The following is a 19,408-nucleotide window of genomic DNA, read 5'->3' as shown; positions in this document are numbered from 1 at the left end:
TATCCTGTATCACACAAAAAAATATAGATATGAAAACTTATGTTAATTTCCAGCCCCTTTTAGTTATCCTACTTTTTTTCCTGAATACTATTTCGGTAAATGCTCAAACCAATTCTAAAGACTCACAATCCATATATGATGAATTGGCGATTAAAGATAGCCTGATGTTTAAAATAGGATTTGATCAATGCGATTTGACTATGGTAAAGAGCCTTATCAATGAAGACTTTGAATTCTATCATGATATAGGTGGTATTGATAGTTCTCGTGAAGATTTCATCAATACAATGAGAAGAAATCTATGTCCGAATGGTGAAAATGCTATCAGAAGAGAATTGGTGCAAGGTAGTTTGAAGGTATTTCCCCTATACGACAATGGCGTTTTATATGGTGCTATTCAAACAGGTAGCCACCGCTTTCCCCAGGCGGATAGTCATACTTCTGAGAATAATAGTGCTGCGCAATTCATGCACCTTTGGCTACTTAAAAATGGAGAATGGAAAATAAGCAGGGTGTTAAGCTTTGATCATCAATGATGAGCTGATTCAATAAATTATAGCGAAATTATATTTATCGTAGTTGCTATTTCCTTTTTCAGCCCTATTTTTGAAGCAATTAACTCTTATGATAAATTGATGAAAAAATTTATACCCCTTATTTCACTTTGTTTTCTTTTCTCTTTTGATGTATTGGCCCAGGTCGATAGCAGCATCTTTAATTTCAGAAAGCATATAATTAATTCTGAAGCATTAGATGAGAGTAGGGAATATTGGGTAAGCCTGCCCATGAATTATTCTGATACTGCTCAGTACCCAGTGATTTATGTTTTTGATGCAGAGTGGAGGTTCGATTTAGTAAGAAATATTGAGTATGATCTGGCAGGAAACAGGAAAATTCCAGCTCATATTATAGTGGGCATCCCTCATGTAGAAATGGAAGTTAAAAGAGCAATAGATCTCACTTTCGGTCATTCCAGAATGGAATATGATGGCGACCCGGTAGATTCCACATGGTTTAACGCCAGTAATTCAGGGGGTGCACATAAATTTTATCAATATTTAAAAGAAGAATTGATCACTGATGTGGATAAAAACTATTCTACCAATACAGATAGAATCCTTGTCGGCCACTCCTATGGAGGTTATTTTGCTGCTTATTTATTAACAATGGATCATCCTTTTACTGCCTTACAAATTTATGATCCAAGTATTTGGTACGGAAATGGAGAAGTTACTAATAATCTAAAGAAGAAATCCACTCCCAACAAAAAGGTGAATATTTATATCTCCTACCAAATAGATCCTGTATTCCATGGCGATAAAATTAAAGAGTTTATAAGCGAGATTGAAACTCACAATAACTTCAAATTAAATCATATTGAACGCAAAAACGAAACGCACAATTCACTATTTATGATCAGTTTTCTGGAAGGAATTCAGTGGCTTTATAAATGATTGCTTCTGATAATTAGCTCATTAGTTTTAGCTAAACCTGTAAACGAAAAGCTGATTTTTCTTACTTTGCAACTCAATTTTAACATAAAGCCTTTTTCCACTGATTCCGATGGATTTTGAACAGATTATTTTTCTAATAATAGCCGGACAAGGTATTCTTTTAAGCCTGGCACTCATTTCATCTATAATAAAGAATAATTACTCTAATCTATTTTTAGGTTTGATTACCCTGGTTATTTCACTTGAAATTCTAACCGCATGGGCAATTCAGGGTGGGCATCATACTTCAGATGTGTTTTTTCCCTACTGGACTCTTGGATCCTATTTAATTTTACCTCCTGCTACCTTTCTCTTCTCTAAAGCAAATACCCAAACAAAATTCTACTTAAAAGCCTGGCATTTTTTAATTTTTCTTCCTGCCATTATTGAAGTAATGACGGAATTGGTGGTGTTTTATTTCAATAGATTTGCAAACACAAATTACCGACTTTTAACATCTGAAATATGGTATCTCTTTACCGAAATCCTGCCTCTCATGGGAATGGCAATGGTACTCATCATTTATGGTAAAGATTTAAAATCCGTCATTAATAAATTAAAAGAACTCCCTCCTAAAGATTCTTCTGCGCACATCATAAAACTCTGGTTTATTTTCATTCCCTTTATTTTATTAACCATTTTATGGTTTTTTGATAGTGTCCTGAACTATCCGGTATACCCCGCCATTCAGATTATTCTTTCATTACTGCTTTTTGCATTGGCATATATAGGATATTTCAACCCTTCTTTTTTTACTATACCTGCCACTTTAAGCAAAAAGACATTTAAGGAGGAGTTTAGTCACTATGATGATGAAAAAGAGTTAAAGAAATTAGCGGACATATTCAGCCACAAGAAAATATTTACCCGATCAAAATTAACGTTGGAGGAATTGGCTAATGAATTAGAGCTTCCACCCAGGTATCTTTCCGGCCTGATCAAAACATACCATGGTTCTGATTTCCGAAAATTTGTAAACTCTTATAGAGTCAATGAAGTGATCGCACAAATAAAAGAAGGACAAGCAGATAACAAGACTTTACTTGCCATTGCAATGGATTCTGGTTTCAATTCAAAATCCTCTTTTAACGAAACCTTTAAAAATCTTACAGGAAAAAATCCCTCTGACTACTTAAAAGAACCCTAAAAAAGAGCCGGAAACATGTTTCTGGACGCTTACAAGACTTTTTGAAAGCATTTTTTAAAAAAAATTTGTCTCATTTGTAAAAAAAAATAAAAATGAGACAGACGAACACACTTCTTTTTTTCTGCTTAATCTTTATTGGACTACTGAATAAAGCACAGGCTTCAAATCAGGAAAAACTCAACATCTCTTTTCATAAAAATGTAGAGTTGTTAGGCTTTGGCTACTTTCTGGCATTTGAGGGCAAAGACATTGAGAATAAAACAGTAGAAGTTGATGGGGAAGTAATTCCTAAAATGGAATGGCACAACTATGGGTATCATTTCTATAAAAAATATAATAGATATAGTAGCTCCTCAACCTTTACAGAAGCACTTGCTGTTGCTGATCATCTATGGCTTGATTATTTAATTAATTTCTTACTACAAGTAGAAGACTTCCCTTCAGCAAAGCTTACAGATAAAGTAATTGAAAGCAGTTTTATTCGGTTTTCAACTTCCAATAACATAGAAGAGGCAAAAGAAAAGGCCACCATATTCTTAGAGGGCCTCAATAAATTTTATGAAGAAGTGAATTTTGAGGAGTATTTGAATACATCTGCACCCTATTATTCAGCCGCGATAAAAGAAATAGAAAATAATTTACCCAATGCCAATTTTATTGAGGATCTGGAACAATTTTATGGAAGCTCATTTAATAAATATTCACTCATCCCAAGCCTGACTATTCCCAAATCAATGGCATTTGGGCTTATTCACAATGAAGATCACATTTATAATGTGTTTGGTGCTTTCGGCAAGCAAATCTTTCTCAATACGGAAAGCCTCACTATGGGCTTTAATGATTCTCAAAAAATAAGAGAACTGAGCATTCATGAATTCGGGCATTCTTTCGTGAACCCAACAGTTTATAAGGTGCTATCCAATGAACGAATTTCTGCCATTTCGTCTCTGTTTGAGCCTATCCGTGAGGCTATGAATGAACAGGGTTACAATACATGGAAAGCCAGTATTTACGAGCATTTTGTAAGAGCCGGAGAGATAGTTATTGCTGAAGAAGCTGGTTATTTGAAGGAAGCAAGAAGGCTTTACTCCGACTATGTGGATAAGAGGAAGTTTATTTATATACCTATCATTATTGGGGAGCTAAGGAAATACCGTAAAGAAAAATCATATACTTATGAGGAAGCAGTATTGAGGGCCTTTGGAGAAATAGAAAAAAATTCAACAAAATCTATCCCTGCTACTGAGAATTCCCCTTTCCCTACAGATCCTAAAGAAGCCCAATTCCATTTAGAAGATGTAAACCGATTCTGGGAAGTTTTTGACAAGCAAAATCCAAAATTCAAAGGAAAAATATTCCAGGAAGAATACATTAATAAAGGAAGCATTGGTCTCTTGAATTTTATCAACAACAGAATTGGAAATGGGAGATTACTGGCAAAAACAGTTAAAAAGAACCTGGCCTATTATTTAGCCATTCGTGAAAGCTCTGTATCATTAAATGAACAAAAAGAAGAGTTCTATGAAATCTATGAAAATCTACAAAGAATTTATCCTGAGGCAGTTTTTCCGGATGTTTATTTTGTGATCGGGCGAAGAAATTCAGGAGGCACCATTTTCAAAGAAGGATTAATTATTGGTGCAGAACGTTTTGGTAAACCATCTGACAATTTCCAACCTGATATTGATATTGATTTGTTAGATAATACAATAGCACATGAGTTAGTCCATTTCCAACAAAATTATGTTAGAGACAATTCGCTATTGGCACAAAGCATAAGAGAAGGTGCGGGCGATTTTATAGGAGAGCTTATTTCAGGAGATCACCCATACAAAGCTATTCATGAGTATGGAAATGCTCATGAGTCAGAATTGTGGAATGAATTTTTGGTAAGAAAAGACAGTAATGACTGGAGCAATTGGCTGTATTATTCAAAAGATAAATCACGCCCTAAAGACCTGGGTTACTGGATGGGTTATAAAATCTGTAAAGCTTATTACGATCAATCAGAAGATAAAATGCAAGCAATTCATGATATCCTCAACATTAAAAACTTTAATGATTTCTTGAGTAAAAGTGGCTATAATGGAGAGTAAACAACGGGATTAATGCTCAAAGCATTTCCCCTCACACTTTCTTTCAGCAAAACACCTGAGGTGCTTGATAAAACATTAACATCTCTGCTAAATAAAAATATCAGAATTATAAACAAATTTAAAAATGACTAAATCAATTATCTCTACTTCAGTTCTACTTGTTATTTCTTTATTCCTTATGTGTTTGTATAGTTGTAAAGAGGAACAACCAATAATTAATACTGCTGAAGAGCTTGAAATTTCTTTGCAAAACAGCTATTCTAAATCAAAATTTGCTGGTTTTTCAGTGGCTGTAGTCAAAAAAGGCAATATTGTTTTTCAGGAAAGTTTTGGGGATGCTAATGTAGCGGAGAGTATTTTACTCACTAATCAGACCGCCATGAACATCGCTTCAGTAAGCAAGCTTTTTGTGGGGGTGGCAGTAATGAAAGCAATTGAACAAGGCCATTTCACCCTTGAAACACCTATTAATGAGATCCTGCCATTTCAGGTGATCAATCCCAATGCTAAAGAAACACTTATCAGAGTGAAGCATTTAGTCACTCATACTTCCGGGATTTTGGATGACGAAAATACTTATCTGAGTAATTACAGCATCCTGCAAGGTGAAGACTTAACCACTCCAATGGCTGAAAGAATGCTGAATGAATTGAATGTAAAATCAAATGGGGAGGTTTTATCTCTGGCTGATTTTATGTATGATTATTTTGCGAAAGATGGAGCTCTTTATAAAGTCACAAATTTCAGTAATTCTGCTGCAGGAGAAAATTACCGCTATTGCAATATTGCTTCCGCATTGGCCGCTTATCTGGTTGAAATTAAAACAGGAATGTCATTTGAGGAATATACAAAGAATGAAATTTTCACTCCTCTTCATATGGAGAATACAGCCTGGAAGCTTACGGATTTAAACAGAGAAGAAGTTTCGCTTCAATACTGGGACAGAAATAATCCGCTCCCCTTCTATACAATGGCTACTTATCCCGATGGGTCTCTGATCACTTCTATAGAGGATCTCACCCTTTTCATGTTGGAAATGATGAAAGGAAAAGCTAATCAATCTAATTTGCTGCTTTCAAGTGATTCCTATCAGGTACTTTTCGAAAAGAAGTTTGAGGCCAACAAAAAGCCAACTGAAATGTCACCAAAAGAAGATAACTACGGTGTTTTTTGGGTTTGGTCAACTTCAGGCAGAATAGGTCATTCAGGTGGGGATTTAGGAACTACATGCTTTTTTGGTATCAATCCTGATACTCAAACCGGCTCTATTCTAATGTTGAATTCAAATGTAGAAGAAATTGAAGATGATGGTGCAACTGCAGAGATTCTTGCAGAAATTGTAGGTGCTTACCGATCCTTTGAAGAAGTTAAATAGCACTTAACCAATTAGCAGAGAATTTGGATGTAATATTGAGGTAATCAGGAATAAATCAAGTGTTCCTCAATCATTTTCAGCAAGTCATAGTTGGGGAGGAGTTATCGGCTCCTCCTTTTATAATTAAGGCAAAAAAATAGTAACTGTAAGATTTCATCTTTGAAAGACAACTAATAGGGAAATCAAACCCTTTGTCTTATGAAAATGATAAAAATAATCTTGTCCGGCTTTGTTTTAGCATTATTCACCCATAGCATTAATGCACAAACAATAGAGAATGCTTCTTTACAAGATGACTTTCAAACTTATCTCAATGTGATCCATGCCAAAAAAGGTTTTAGTGGGGAAATTCTGGTGGCTAAAGCAAATGATGTCCTTTTCCGGTCATCAGTGGGCATGGCTTCTTTAGAGCATGAACTTAAAATAACAAATGGCAGCAAATATAAAATTGCTTCTATCACTAAAACATTTACAGGAGCATTAGTTGCGATGGCTCAAGAGGAAGGTCAATTAAACTTTGAAGACAAAGCCTGTAAATTCATAGAAGATTTATCTGAGAAATTTAAAGAGGTAACTATTCATCAGCTTTTAACGCATACTTCAGGCTTGCCCCATAATGAAGGAATTACTGATTACTGGCCAATAAAATCCAAATTACAACTCAACAAGGAACAAGCCATTGCAGAAATTAATGAACTGGATTTACTTTTTACACCTGGGAGCAAGATGCATTATTCAAGCTTAGGCTATTATCTTCTGTCTACAATTCTTGAAGTACTGTATCAGGATTCATTTGAAAATATTGTGACTGATAAAATACTAAGGCCTTTGCAAATGGAAGAAACAGGCTCTGTTAATTCCTTAAAAATCATTCCTCATATGGTTTCAGGCTATCATTTAATCTCAGATGACAGTTTAGTGCATGCCCCTTATCGTAACTATTCTTTATTAAAAGGAGCTGGTGATATGTATTCCTCCGCTACGGATTTACTTAAATGGAACAACAGCTTTTTAAATAATACACTATTGAGTGAAGACAAGCAGAAATTATTATTTACAACTTACGCAATACCTCATTCAGCAGAAAACAAAAATTACGGCTATGGATGGTTCATCAATTCTTCTCAGCCAGAGAAATACTACCATGGCGGTGGCACCTGGGGTTTTTCTACTTATACAGCACTATATCCCAAAGACAAAATCAGTATTATTGTACTAAGTAATCGATCCTCTTTACCAATAGAATCGATTGCGGGAGATATTGAAAAGCTGGTTTTTAACAGAGAGTTTGAAATGCCCCAAATAGAAGTAGCACAAACCACAAATCCGATCAATTTTCAAATTTACCCTGGCAATTTTATATCAGATTCAGGTAAAATGAAACTTCAGATTACAAGCATTAACAATAAACTTATGGCTCAGCTAGCCGGAAATCCTGCTTTTGAAATATATCCGAAAGGCCAACATGCATTTTTTGGTAAAAAAGTGGAGTTAGCTATTGAATTTGAAGTAGAAAATGAAGTGGTGACAGGTTTAAGTGTGCTAAGAATGGGGCAAACATTCCATTTTAAAAAGCTTTGAAATCATGGAGAAAGCTTTTTTAACTGCAATAGACCAACATCAAAACATCCTTCATAAAGTGTGCAGATTATATAGGGACAAAAAAGAAGATCAGGAGGATCTGTTTCAGGAAATCATTTTTCAACTATGGAAATCCTTCCCGAAATTCCGAAAAGAAGCAAAAATAAGTACCTGGATGTACCGAATTGCTTTAAGCACTGCTATATCTGTCTTTAGAAAGGCTAGCATCAGTATAGATTTCAAAGACAGTATACCGGAAAATTTGCATCCTGCAGAAAAGTCTGAGCTATCTGAAAATGAAGAGCAATTATTTGAGGCGCTGCGGAAATTAAATGAAGCTGAAAGAGCCATTATTGCTTTATACCTTGAAGATTATTCTCATAAAGAAATTGGTGACATCGTTGGCATCAGCGAAAACTACATGGGAGTTAAGATAAGTCGCATAAAAAACAGGTTGAGAGATATTTTAGCAAAGCCAAAACTACCTGCCCATAGTTAAAATTAACAGATTAAAATTGAATGATATGAACATTAACGACTTAAAATCAAACTGGAAAAATATCCAACCGGAATCAAAAAAAACAACAACTGATCTTCTGAAAATGACAAAGGTGAGGAATCACCCCACATTAAAGAGAATCAGAATAAAACTAATCATTGAATCTATACTGCTTATTGCATTTCTTGCAGTTTACAATAACATCTTTGATGGCGCTCAAAAACCTACTTGGGTAAATATAATGTTGATCATTGCTGCAGGATTATTTGTGCTTGTAGATTTATCTGCCTATTTGAATTTAAAAAACATTCCCCAGGGAAAGAATTTAAAGGAGACGCTTCAACAGTTTTCCGGAAGGTTGAAGTTAATATCTACATTATCTTTAATCAGTTCTCTTTTGTTTGGAACAGCTCTCATTTTGTTTTTTACATCATCCATTAATTTTACCGAAAACAAATATTTTATACTTATTGGCATCATTCTGACCTTATTACTAATGATATTTGCCTCATATAAAATTTGGGCAAACAGAATTAACCATATCACGAAAACAATTGCGGATTTAGAATAGAAGAAAATTCTCGTTACATCTTATTAAAAGTGTGGTAAAGCTCAGATCTAACAACTCCAAAATCACCTGCCTCTGGCAAAATTTATACTAAGGGCTATTTTTGTGTTTCTTAATACTAGAATAATTAGGAGTTTTAGTGATGTTTTTCTTCTTTCTAAGTAAAAAATCGCTTAATTGAAAAAAGATCAGTACCTAATCAACCATGTACATATTAAACTCCATTTCCTGAAAGATGAAAAAAATTGCCCCTTTTCAAAATTTAAAAGATGCTAATACCATTTTAGATAATGGAGGAAGATTTTATAATATACTAACCAAAGCAGATGATGGAGAGATAACCACTGCTGAAATAGGAAAAGTTGCCGGTCTTTTTAATGACAAACAAAAAATGGTGCTTTATTTTGCCATGTCTATATCAGCATTAGACAGCTCTGAAAAGAAAGAAATAGAAGCGGCCTTATCAGATAATTTGAAACAGGCTTATGAAAAATACCCGCTCCAAATACTAAAACCTTCCGAAGCCGAATCAAAAGGTATTCTCTCATCCAATGCAATTATTACAGGGATTCCTAAAATGATTGAGTCGAAATCAGACTTCAAAGGATTTATTATGGTTCCGGTAAGCACAGGAAAAACCATGAGTTTAATTATGATCCCAATAATTGACCAATACGATGTATATCATATCCATGACAATGAAAGCTCAAAAACTTTCCTAATTGCGCATGCAAGAGGTGCTGATAAGTTACCGGAGAAAACTATCAGAGTGGGAGGAACCTTTAAAGAACTTAAACTTAAGGAAGGCAAAAAAGAAATACCAACAATGTTTCTGGAGGCCCTCTATTATTCTGATTTACAACTCTGATAGAATTAAAAGACAGCAAGGTGACACCTCTATGTCGTAATAAAGACCGGCAATTCCCGATAGTTTTGTAACTTAACAAATCGGAAATTATGGAAACTCGAAGCATTGCAAAAAATTTAATTTACCAGCGAACACTTAAAGGTTATTCGCAGGAAAAACTTTCGGCTAAAACCACTGTCACCGTTCGCACTATACAGCGAATTGAAAAAGGAGAAGTAAAACCGCATCTTGAAACGATCAAATTGCTGGCAACAGCATTGGATATCCAGCTAGAAGACCTCATGGTACTGGAAAATCCGAAGCAGGAAAGTCTTCAAATGAAGTGGCTTTTGCTAATGCATGGCCTGCCTATCATAGGGCTAATGGTTCCTTTCTTTAATATTTTAGCTTCCATATTTCTGTGGATTCATAAAAGAGAAGATAACCCCATCTATGACAAGCATGGAAAGGCAATCATCAACTTTCAAATAACCGTTACCATTTTATATGCGCTTTCTTTTGTGGCTTTACTTACGATTGAAGGTTGGGGATTTCTATTCTTTATATGCGTTATCCCTTTTAGTTTGATTGTCATGCTGGCCAATATCATGTATGTTTTAAGGGCACAAAAATGTTTCTATCCGGCCATTCCCTTCTTAAGCTTTAAAAACAAGTCCTCAGCCGGCACATTGGCCATCTTATTATTGACCTTAGCTATGGCAAGCTGTAATAATTCGGAAGAAAGCATCACACGATTAGATGGAACATCCATCACGAAAGATTCTTTAACAGTAAAAATCAATCAGTTAGTAAAAAATGCCAATGTACATGGTTTGGCAGTGACTGTTTTTGAAGACAATGAAATCAGCTATCAGAAAGCTTTTGGATATGCAAATGTAGACACTAAAGACAGCCTCAAAACGGAACATGTTTTTTATGGAGCCTCCTTCAGTAAGGCGGTTTTCGGCTATTTAGTAGCTGAATTGGCAAAGGAAGAGATCATTGATTTGGACAAACCTCTCCAGGAATATTTTGATGTGCCCATTCCTGAATTATATTTTAAGAAAGAGTGGAGAGGCTTTCATGAATTGGCCGGTGATTTAAGGTATGAAAAAATCACAGCAAGAATGTGTTTGTCACATACCACCGGCTTCCCGAATTGGCGGTGGATGAACAGAGCCGCAGAATTTACCCCTGAAGGAAAATTGTTTATTGAGTTTGATCCGGGAACCCAATACAGTTATTCAGGTGAAGGCATGATGTTGCTTCAGTATGCCATAGAACATATTACAGGAAAGGGATTGGAAGAACTGGCGAGAGAGCGTGTGTTCGATCCTTTAAAAATGAATATGACAAGCTATATCTGGCAGAATAGATTTGAGAACAAATATTGCAATGGCCATAAAACCACAGGAGAAATAATTCCTAAAGATAGTGCTGATGAAGCTGGTTCTGCCGGATCGATGGAAACGACTATTGAGGACTACTCCAAATTTGTACGCCATATCCTGGAACTCACAGCCGTGGAATCTCAAACAACGAAGCTATTATTTGAACCCAATTTTGCTATTCGCACGAAGATGCAGTTTGGAGCACTTTCACTGGAACCCAGCAATGACTACGATCATGTAGGTTTAAATTACGGCTTAGGTTGGGGATTATTGCAAACTCCTTATGGTTTTGGAGCATTTAAAGAAGGACATGGCGATGGCTTCCAGCATTATTCTATCATCTTTCCTGATTCAGGAAAAGGAGTGCTTATCATGAGCAATAGCGACAATGCTGAGAGCATTTTTAAAGAGCTACTGGAAGTGACCATAAAGGATGTTTATACACCATGGAAGTGGCAAAACTATATTCCTTATGATTATGAGGGAGGGTGATTGTTTATGATTAAATTCCCAACTTCAGAATATGAGATTAAATGCTCTACTAATAACTTCAATCTCCTTAGGTTTTTAAAGGTATTATTAGGTACATTTTCATTTTTTTTGTTACTTGGAACTCAAGCAAAAGATATTCGTTTTTTATCTAAGTTGTAGTAACTTTGCAAACTTGTTTTAAAATCTTTCTATGAGCAAGAAGAATTCTATTGTTATACACAATATTAAAAATTCAAATTTCAGACAAATTCATGTTGACGGAGCTCATGGAGGAATCACCCCGTCTGGGTTCATCAATTTAAATTTTTATAGTCAAAGAGGCGTGATCCCGAAAGGAACTGAATTTGCTATCGATGAATCAGGAAAAATAAGTGAAGCCATCAGAGATATTGAAGGGTCAAAATCAGGCATCGTTCGGGAGTTTGAATTAGGAGTTTATATGGATATCAATACATGTACTAATCTAAAAGATTTTCTAGAAAAGAAAATTGAAGAGTACAATAAATTAACAGAGGGTAAAAATAAATAATTATGTTTATCGAATCTACCACTAAATATACTGAAGAATTAAAAAGCTCAAATAATGAGTTTCCTCATGGTTTCGTATCGATTCATTCCACTAGCATGTCTGATTATACGCATGGATTTTTTATTTTTCTAACACCAGATTCCTCCTATACTGAAGTTAAAAAAAGAATCCCTGCTCCGGAAAATCTTAAAAGAGCAATGTTTAGAATGTCTTCAAAAGGTATAGCTAAGGCGCTGGAATAAATTGATCAATGATAAATCAAAGAGATATTGTAGAAGTTGTCTTTGATCAGGATTTTGGGGGTAACCATCCAGCAATTGTAATTTCTAATAAGTTGGTTCAAGAAATCGAAGGCTATTTTGTTTGTGTTATGATGACTTCAAGAAATCATAATGATGAATTCTCTTTTGTCATTACAGATGATATGGTAATAAACCCTATGAATCGAGAGCATTGTGAAGCAAGGTGCCATTTAATCCAGTTTGTCCCTACAGATGCAATTATTGCCAATAATCATAATAACCAGCTAAAACTCAACTCTTTTAAAGATCTTATTCGGAAAATCAACGATTCCACCTTTTCAACAGAGGAATTATAGTTTCATGTAATTTTGGTACTAACAGCATTGGAAGTGGCAGAATCATATTCCCTATGATTCTGCAGGAATGTGATGTTTATTAAGTGGAGGCGTTGAGGATTTCTTTGAGATACCAGCGCCCCTTTACTTTTTGAAATTTGTAATCTATGCTAATTCCGTTATCAATTCCTCGCAGTTCGATTATTGCCTCTGATTCGTTCACATGCATGGTTTGAGAATATGCATCAACTTTCCGAGATTTGATATTTGCAGTGTCAAGCAGATTTGTATGATGCCATTCTTCTTTTGAGATAGCTTGAATCTCTTCCTTATCTTCTATTTCAAGAATCTTGACTTTCAGAGGAAAATCTACTCGTAACAATTGAAATTCCTTGTTGGAGCTGAATTCGCGCAAAAAGGAATCAAAGTCAATATCAGGGTTTGCAGCTGCAGTTGAATCAGTATTGATGTGCTTAGCTTGTTTATCAGTTACCTGATTTGTTGTTTGGTTATCGGTATTTTTAGTGGAGCAATTTAGTAGGCAAAATGAGAGTAGTAGTAAGTGAAATTGTTTCATTGTTAAAGGTCATCCTAACGACCAGATAAGCTCAGTGAGCAAATTCGCTTTAGATAGCTTATCTGTATCAAAAATGGCAGATACTCGCGTCTGCTCATTGAGCTTATTGATTGTTATGTCTCTTTTTTAATTCTTTTTGATACATCTCATAATTATCAACTGCACCTCTTCGTTTAAGTTCGTCAATAACAGTATCCGGGAAGTTTTGTAAATTTTCAATTAAGGCATTTTTAAAATCAGTTGCCTTAAGAATATTTTCTATCTTATTAAAGTCGATTCCTGAGAGATTGGCATAGGAGAAGTTCACGGATGATAGAGTAGCAGATGTAAAATTACATTGAATCAAATTTGCTCCAGAAAAATTAACCATATTAAGATCAGCGTTGGTAAAATCAGTGTTATTAATTGAAGTGTTTTCAAAATTGCTCCCCGTCAAGTCAGTTCCAATAAAAGACAATGTAGTACCATAAACCTCTTTAAAATTAGTGTTTCTCAAAACTCCCTCATCAAAAATAGTATAACTCAAATGTGTCCCCTCCAAACTAGAGTTGCTCATTCTGATAGTTCTTAAATCCGACCTACTAAAGTCAAAATTTTCGAGACGGGAATAATCAAAATTGGAGTTTAATCCAATGTTAGAGAATGAAATTCTCATCGTAAGTAAGGCAACAAGTAACTGTTCTCGTTCTGGACTTCTAATATTCTCTTCGAGAAAATCATTAACTCTTATTCGCTTAACATTAAAATTGAACCAATTCCAATTAAAAATTTCTTGAATGTAATTGGCACTTGAATCAACCCTATCTGTTTTTAAAATCCGATATGGACGTAAAGACCTACTTATTGAGGCAATTCTAGCAGCCGTAATATCTGAAAGTGTATAAGGGGCAACTTTATGACCTTTTTTCTGATGGTTCTCATCTTTTAAACTATTAAGGCGAGATGATTCACGTTCATTATTTATTTGCTGCATTATGGAGCTTATTTCAATATTTAAAGAAGCTCTTCTTTGTGATTCTTGGAGCTCATTTTGAACTAACAACAAAGTGTTTTGATTTTCAAGTTTTACGTTTGCTTGATAAGCCAAAAAAATTGTAAGTATTGAAATACCTGTAATTGCTACGGCAGTAGGGGTGGGTTTGGGTATAAAACTCCAAAGCAATGCTTTGTTGATGGCAAGTCTTCTATTATCTTGTTTCGAGAACTTTTTCCGGGTAAGAAAATTGTACCAGACTGGAAATAGTCTATGTTCTTGTTCATAGATTTTAGATTCAAGGTCATCAAATTTCCTTTCAATATCTTCTTTATCCATAATTCACAATGAGACATAACGCTAAATATAAAAAATCGTGGTTTTGGCTGTGTATCAGCTTGTGCGACCATGTTTTTTATATAATGTTAGCGGTTTTTTTAATTTCTTTAACCAACTGAGATAGCACTTCTGCTTCTCTGTCATTTTTAATTCGCACTAATATTTCAATAGATTGATTCAGCTTTTTAATTCCTAGTTCAATAGAAGTATCTAATGAATTTATTCCAATTAGTTTTAAATCCGTAGCGATAGCATATTCATATCCTATTTTTTTATGTAGCTCAAGAGCTTCGGTTAGACTTTGTAGTCCCTTTTTAGTGTCACCCATGCTACAAAGAATATTTCCAATGTTAGCTTTTTCGTTTGCTACACCTCTTACATGGTTATTGCTTTTAAAGATTTCTAGTGCTTCAGTAAAACAGTCTAAAGCATCTTGTAATTGTGCTTCTTGGTGTGCAATATGCCCTAGGTTAGCAATACAAAATGCATACCCAATTGGATTCTCTGCTTGCTTGAAATTAGAATTTGCGGATTCTAAAGCTTGTTTCGCTTTAACGATTTCCCCGATATGTCTGAATAGTACTCCTAATTCATGTTGTATTTCAGGGAGTAGTGTTATTTGTTTATTAGTGGTGCTTATTTCTAAGGCTTTTTGAGCAGACTCAATTGCATTTGAAGGTTTTCCCATATCTCTATAAACAATGGATTTATTAAGATATGTTCTAGCTAACTCAAACGGCAAATTGTTTTTGCTGTATAGTTCTATTAGTTCCTCAAATGTTTTAAGTGCATCTTCAACCTTCCCACTTTCTTGTAATATGGTGGCTATTGAATTTTTCACATTACCTACTTCAATTGATAGTTTCAGTTTTGAGAATAGTCCCAGAGAATTATTGTAGGCTTCTAGAGCTTTTTCGATTTTATTAGTCTTTTCCAGATGTTGTCCATATAAAAATGAATTAGTAGCATTGATGAATAGTAGATTATTTATATCACCTTTATCTATCGAAGCACTTGCGTCTTTTTTAAATCCAAGACTCTTTATCAATTTTGAGTTTTGAGCTGTTTTATATGTTTTTACAATATAATTTACAAACGATACGTGTTGAAGATGCCTGTGTAATTTGTAATGAGCAGTCAGTTCGATTGATTGAAAACCGTTTGATAAATGCTGTTGAAGGTTTTTATCGTTAATAGTCAAAAAGTGTGTCTTATTTCCTGTTGAATGAGATGGAATTAAACCAAAGCTCCAAAATATTGTAATAAAATATCTACTGAATTTTAGTGTTTTAAAATTAAAGTCATCAGCGTTAATTTTAGGTTCTGAAACGCTGACAATCAGCATGTAGTACAAGGTTGATTTTTTCGGTTTATACTCTCCTAATTCAACATAGTTATGTTTTTGTTTTCTATTGATTATATATCTTTCATTAGATAAATCCTGTGTTCTAGCTGAAAACAATGGTACGTGCAATCCATTGTTTTTTAATGCTTGAGTTACAATAAATGATTCTTGCGTTTTACCGTTTGGATGGTTTATAGTGTGGTGTATATAGTTATTCCCAAACTCACTATTGTCGGAATTATGAATTGAATATTTTTGATTGGTAATTGGTTCATCAGCATCATTATTTCCTTGCTCAACCTCGGTATAGTTTTCCGCTCTTGCAGGAAATATTGTTAATGACTGGTTTCTATTTTCTAATACAGACAGAAGTTTAAGAGTTTTTCCCTCATGATTTAATACAAAGTAAATCTGTTTTCTATTAGCCATTTTCTTAGTACACCATTACCGCTAACATTGGGATAGTGACACAAAAGTTGCACTTTTTAGAAATAGTAGCAACTTTTATAACGCTATCTCTTTTATAACCTCTAACATAAACCCTTCCCTCATCAAATCCTATTAGTTCATCGAAAAGCACAGAAAAACACCCAGGCTTGGGTATAAGTTTTTAGCAGTAAAAGATTGCCAATTGGCGAGAGAGTTAGTTCATTACCAAATTTTATTCTTTCCTACGCATCTTTCAAGATTCCCGCGGAATATTCTTTCGTCCCGCACCAATTTACTGTGTCCCGCAACAGTTTTATGCCTTCCTGCATCACTTTGCCCCTATCCTGCATCACTTTTTACCCTTCCTGCGTGGCTTCGCACCCGTCCCGCATGACTTTGTGGCCTTCCCACGTGACTTCGGAGCCTTCCTGCATCACTTTTCACCCTTCCCGCATGAACTTTTGTGCTTCCTGGCTCACTTTTGCCTGTCCTGACATGCTTTTTGGCAATACTACCAGATAAGGTTTGTGCGCCACAAACCTTGGGAACGGTTGGACTTGATTAACTGATAATGTCTCCTGTGTACTGTGGCGCACAGCACACTTTATGGAAATGTTTTCCTTCCTTAAATCATTATCCCCGTCAATAGCTTAACCTTTTTTTCAGCTTATAAACAACGTTTCCTGTGAAAATCAGGAACAAAGCAATGCCTATTTGAAAAACCCGCTTTAGTACAGCAGGATTAACTAAGTCCATTTCAAGCGTCATTGTTGAAGCCCACCGGCTCAATGCAATGGCTGCAAGCAGTACTGCAAAGCATGTAATTAATACAGGAAGCAACGGAAAAGTCAAAGAAGGCACTTGTTTTTCTTCCATGGCAATTTTATTCATCAGTTGATCTGTAAAATCATCTGATGTCCTCACAATGCTTTTCTGTAGCAGTTTTTTGGTTTCTTTCTCGTTCATAGCAATTCTTTTAAATCATTTCCTAACATCCTGCTAAGGAGAGCAAACATATTCTGCCTCCCCCTGTGCAGATTTACTTTGATCTTAGATTCACTAAAATCCGTAACATCTTTAATTTCCAGTATGCTAAACTCGCATAAATAAAACAGCCTGATCACCAACGCTTCTTCTGGTTTCATCCGGTTCAGAGCTGCTTTAATATATTTTTCCTGATCAACTTTATGGAGCAAATCGACATCCACCCCTTCTGACGAATACTGAGAAGCTTCTATAACCTCTTCAACTTCCTCATAAGGTTTTATCTTTCTTAAAGCCGAAAAGCTTGTGTTTACTACAATGCGATAAAGCCAGGTAGAAAAAGATGACTTCTCTTTAAATTTTCGGATGTTAGCATATACTTTCATAAAAGCATCCTGCAATACATCCTGTGCAGCATCTCCATCTTTAATAATGGAGCAGGCCAAAGTAAGAGATACATCTTTATACTTCTCAACCAATTGTCGGAAAGCGAATGTATCTCCTTCTTTAACCTTTTTTACCAACTCAATATCAGCAGATGGATTACTCACCCTCCTGTTTTCTTCTGATATAATGCGCCCCTACTAAACCTACTCCGCCAAAAACCAAAATGGTTGCCCAAACCAACAGATCCATCGTATCTTCAGTGAGATTCATGGTAGTAAAAATGGACGAGAAGCCCAAGCCTACGCCTAAGCCAAGGATTACACATCCCAGTTCCAGGTATTTAAACTTGTTCTTAGGTAATTGAAAGGCCTCCCCTTTTTGAATTAGCTCTTTTTTAATAAGGTAATTGTATTTCGATAACACAAAAACTATCAGCACAACACAAGTGACTAAGGATGCACCTATTACTATCGCAATAATTGATTCTGATTCCATGATTTTATATTTTATTTGATTAATTTAAATTTAAAATTGCTTCCCAAGAATATTAAAACTCTCAAGAAATCCTTCCATTTTATCTGAATTGGTAAAAAACACAATACCATACTCTTCATCAGGCAAAATCATGCAGTACGACTGAAAGTCATGGTTATTCCCTGTATGCATATGCATCATTCCCTTTTCATCTGGCTTCTGTGCCATTCCCAAGCCCCAACCGGTTTGCCCTACCTCAACCTTTATCGGATTATCATCTTTAAAATGTGTATGCTCAGTAAACATCTCTTTAAAATATTTTTCCTCAAGTCCTTCCTGCTTAATCAAAGCAATCAGAAATTTAGCATAGTCCTGTGCATTACTATGAATACTATATCCGGCTCCAAAAGCTTTCCCTTGATGTGCTTTATCAGTAGTTTTTCCTTCCTGGTGCCCCATGGCTTTATGCTCCTCAATATAGTCATTCCAGGTAAAAGAAGTATTTTGCAACCCTAAAGGAGTAGCTACTTCGTCTAGGAATATCTGGTTAAGGTCATCTTTAAAACCAACTCCATTGAGTTGGCCTATCACTGCGGCAAGATATTGATAAGCTTCTCCGGAATAAGAAAAATTCGTCCCCGGCTTTTGTTCCAGCTTGATCATTTCGCCATGGCTCCAATTGGGAAATCCTGAACTGTGGGACAGAATAATACGTGGAGTGATTAATTTATAATAGTCCTGAGAACTTGAGTCTACACCAGGATGAGGAATATACTCATACATAGGCTTATCCAGATCTAACAGCCCTTTTTGCACCATCTTCATAGCAAAGTAGGCAAATACCGGCTTTGATAAGGAAGCTCCTTCAAAAATAGTTTGCTCGGTCACCGGCTCCTTCGTATCCATATTGGCCACACCAAAAGCACGATGATAAACTGTTTTCGAATCATTAATTACTGCAATGGAAAGTCCGGGCATTTCAAGTGAGTCCATTATTTGAAGTACTCTCTCATCCAATGCTGAGGCTGTCACATGGCTGCCATTAAGACCTTTGATTTTCGGATGCCCATTCTGCCCGCTTAAGATAGCGGTATGAAGGCAAAAAAGAAGAGCGATTATGCTAAATTTTATTTGATACATTTCTTTTGAATTTAAGTTTTACAATGGTTTTGTTGATCAACAGCCATTGGACTCAGCGAAGAAGAGAAAGGTTACAAGAGATAAATTTTTGAACAGAAATACCTTAGAAAAACCTCACATCATTCATGGATAAAAAAAGTATGATTTCGCTAAAATCCTTTCATT

The 19,408-nt window shown here is 35.3% G+C and carries 20 protein-coding genes; 13 read left to right on the top strand and 7 right to left on the bottom strand.

Features of this window, described 5'->3' with window-relative positions:
* Positions 1–29: 29 nt before the first annotated feature.
* The 13 genes from JKA74_RS11465 to JKA74_RS11400 all read left to right on the top strand — a co-directional run bounded on the left by JKA74_RS11465 (position 30) and on the right by JKA74_RS11400 (position 12,616).
* Positions 30–536, top strand: coding sequence for a nuclear transport factor 2 family protein (locus JKA74_RS11465; RefSeq protein ID WP_201431332.1), 507 nt, complete (start codon positions 30–32; stop codon positions 534–536).
* A gap of 99 nt (positions 537–635) precedes the next feature.
* Positions 636–1,454 carry an alpha/beta hydrolase gene (locus JKA74_RS11460; RefSeq protein ID WP_201431331.1) on the top strand — a complete coding sequence of 273 codons (819 nt, stop codon included), beginning with the start codon at positions 636–638 and terminating at the stop codon, positions 1,452–1,454.
* A gap of 109 nt (positions 1,455–1,563) precedes the next feature.
* Positions 1,564–2,640 carry a helix-turn-helix domain-containing protein gene (locus tag JKA74_RS11455; RefSeq protein WP_201431330.1) on the top strand — a complete coding sequence of 359 codons (1,077 nt, stop codon included), beginning with the start codon at positions 1,564–1,566 and terminating at the stop codon, positions 2,638–2,640.
* A gap of 92 nt (positions 2,641–2,732) precedes the next feature.
* The gene (locus JKA74_RS11450) at positions 2,733–4,736 is read left to right on the top strand and encodes a DUF4932 domain-containing protein (RefSeq protein ID WP_201431329.1); all 2,004 of its coding nucleotides are present in this window, start codon (positions 2,733–2,735) and stop codon (positions 4,734–4,736) included.
* Between the two features lie 124 nt (positions 4,737–4,860).
* Entirely contained in the window at positions 4,861–6,111 is a 1,251-nt protein-coding gene (locus JKA74_RS11445; RefSeq protein ID WP_201431328.1) for a serine hydrolase domain-containing protein, read from the top strand.
* Positions 6,112–6,309: 198 nt separating this feature from the next.
* On the top strand, positions 6,310–7,692 hold the full coding sequence (locus JKA74_RS11440) for a serine hydrolase domain-containing protein (RefSeq protein WP_201431327.1): 1,383 nt from the start codon (positions 6,310–6,312) through the stop codon (positions 7,690–7,692).
* Positions 7,693–7,696: 4 nt separating this feature from the next.
* A complete protein-coding gene (locus tag JKA74_RS11435; RefSeq protein WP_201431326.1) occupies positions 7,697–8,191 on the top strand; it encodes an RNA polymerase sigma factor in 495 nt (164 codons plus the stop codon).
* 25 nt (positions 8,192–8,216) lie between these two features.
* Positions 8,217–8,762 (top strand): hypothetical protein, encoded by a 546-nt coding sequence (locus JKA74_RS11430; RefSeq protein ID WP_201431325.1) that lies wholly within the window; start codon positions 8,217–8,219, stop codon positions 8,760–8,762.
* A 232-nt stretch (positions 8,763–8,994) separates the two neighbouring features.
* Positions 8,995–9,627, top strand: coding sequence for a hypothetical protein (locus tag JKA74_RS11425; protein ID WP_201431324.1), 633 nt, complete (start codon positions 8,995–8,997; stop codon positions 9,625–9,627).
* Positions 9,628–9,716: 89 nt separating this feature from the next.
* Positions 9,717–11,489: a serine hydrolase gene (locus JKA74_RS11415; protein WP_236587716.1), complete on the top strand. Its 1,773-nt coding sequence runs from the start codon at positions 9,717–9,719 to the stop codon at positions 11,487–11,489.
* A gap of 190 nt (positions 11,490–11,679) precedes the next feature.
* A complete protein-coding gene (locus JKA74_RS11410; protein WP_201431323.1) occupies positions 11,680–12,018 on the top strand; it encodes a hypothetical protein in 339 nt (112 codons plus the stop codon).
* A gap of 2 nt (positions 12,019–12,020) precedes the next feature.
* Positions 12,021–12,260 carry a hypothetical protein gene (locus JKA74_RS11405; RefSeq protein ID WP_201431322.1) on the top strand — a complete coding sequence of 80 codons (240 nt, stop codon included), beginning with the start codon at positions 12,021–12,023 and terminating at the stop codon, positions 12,258–12,260.
* A gap of 8 nt (positions 12,261–12,268) precedes the next feature.
* Entirely contained in the window at positions 12,269–12,616 is a 348-nt protein-coding gene (locus tag JKA74_RS11400) for a type II toxin-antitoxin system PemK/MazF family toxin (RefSeq protein ID WP_201431321.1), read from the top strand.
* A gap of 79 nt (positions 12,617–12,695) precedes the next feature.
* Here JKA74_RS11400 and JKA74_RS11395 read toward each other — a convergent pair whose 3' ends face one another.
* The 7 genes from JKA74_RS11395 to JKA74_RS11365 form a co-directional block, all read right to left on the bottom strand.
* Positions 12,696–13,172, bottom strand: coding sequence for a DUF4348 domain-containing protein (locus JKA74_RS11395; RefSeq protein WP_201431320.1), 477 nt, complete (start codon positions 13,170–13,172; stop codon positions 12,696–12,698).
* A gap of 103 nt (positions 13,173–13,275) precedes the next feature.
* Positions 13,276–14,484 carry a pentapeptide repeat-containing protein gene (locus tag JKA74_RS11390; RefSeq protein ID WP_201431319.1) on the bottom strand — a complete coding sequence of 403 codons (1,209 nt, stop codon included), beginning with the start codon at positions 14,482–14,484 and terminating at the stop codon, positions 13,276–13,278.
* 76 nt (positions 14,485–14,560) lie between these two features.
* Positions 14,561–16,258, bottom strand: coding sequence for a tetratricopeptide repeat protein (locus tag JKA74_RS11385; RefSeq protein ID WP_201431318.1), 1,698 nt, complete (start codon positions 16,256–16,258; stop codon positions 14,561–14,563).
* A gap of 642 nt (positions 16,259–16,900) precedes the next feature.
* Positions 16,901–17,224: a hypothetical protein gene (locus tag JKA74_RS11380; protein WP_201431317.1), complete on the bottom strand. Its 324-nt coding sequence runs from the start codon at positions 17,222–17,224 to the stop codon at positions 16,901–16,903.
* Positions 17,221–17,793: an RNA polymerase sigma factor gene (locus JKA74_RS11375; protein WP_201431316.1), complete on the bottom strand. Its 573-nt coding sequence runs from the start codon at positions 17,791–17,793 to the stop codon at positions 17,221–17,223. Before JKA74_RS11375 ends, JKA74_RS11380 begins: the two co-directional genes overlap by 4 nt.
* On the bottom strand, positions 17,786–18,124 hold the full coding sequence (locus tag JKA74_RS11370; protein ID WP_201431315.1) for a hypothetical protein: 339 nt from the start codon (positions 18,122–18,124) through the stop codon (positions 17,786–17,788). The genes JKA74_RS11375 and JKA74_RS11370 overlap by 8 nt, the downstream gene beginning before the upstream one ends.
* A gap of 30 nt (positions 18,125–18,154) precedes the next feature.
* Positions 18,155–19,243, bottom strand: coding sequence for a serine hydrolase domain-containing protein (locus tag JKA74_RS11365; protein ID WP_201431314.1), 1,089 nt, complete (start codon positions 19,241–19,243; stop codon positions 18,155–18,157).
* Positions 19,244–19,408 lie beyond the last annotated feature (165 nt).

The sequence above is a fragment of the Marivirga aurantiaca genome, from assembly GCF_016679925.1.
Classification (GTDB): domain Bacteria; phylum Bacteroidota; class Bacteroidia; order Cytophagales; family Cyclobacteriaceae; genus Marivirga; species Marivirga aurantiaca.
Note: the sequence above shows the minus strand (reverse complement) of the source record. Positions and strands in the feature narration are given on the sequence as shown.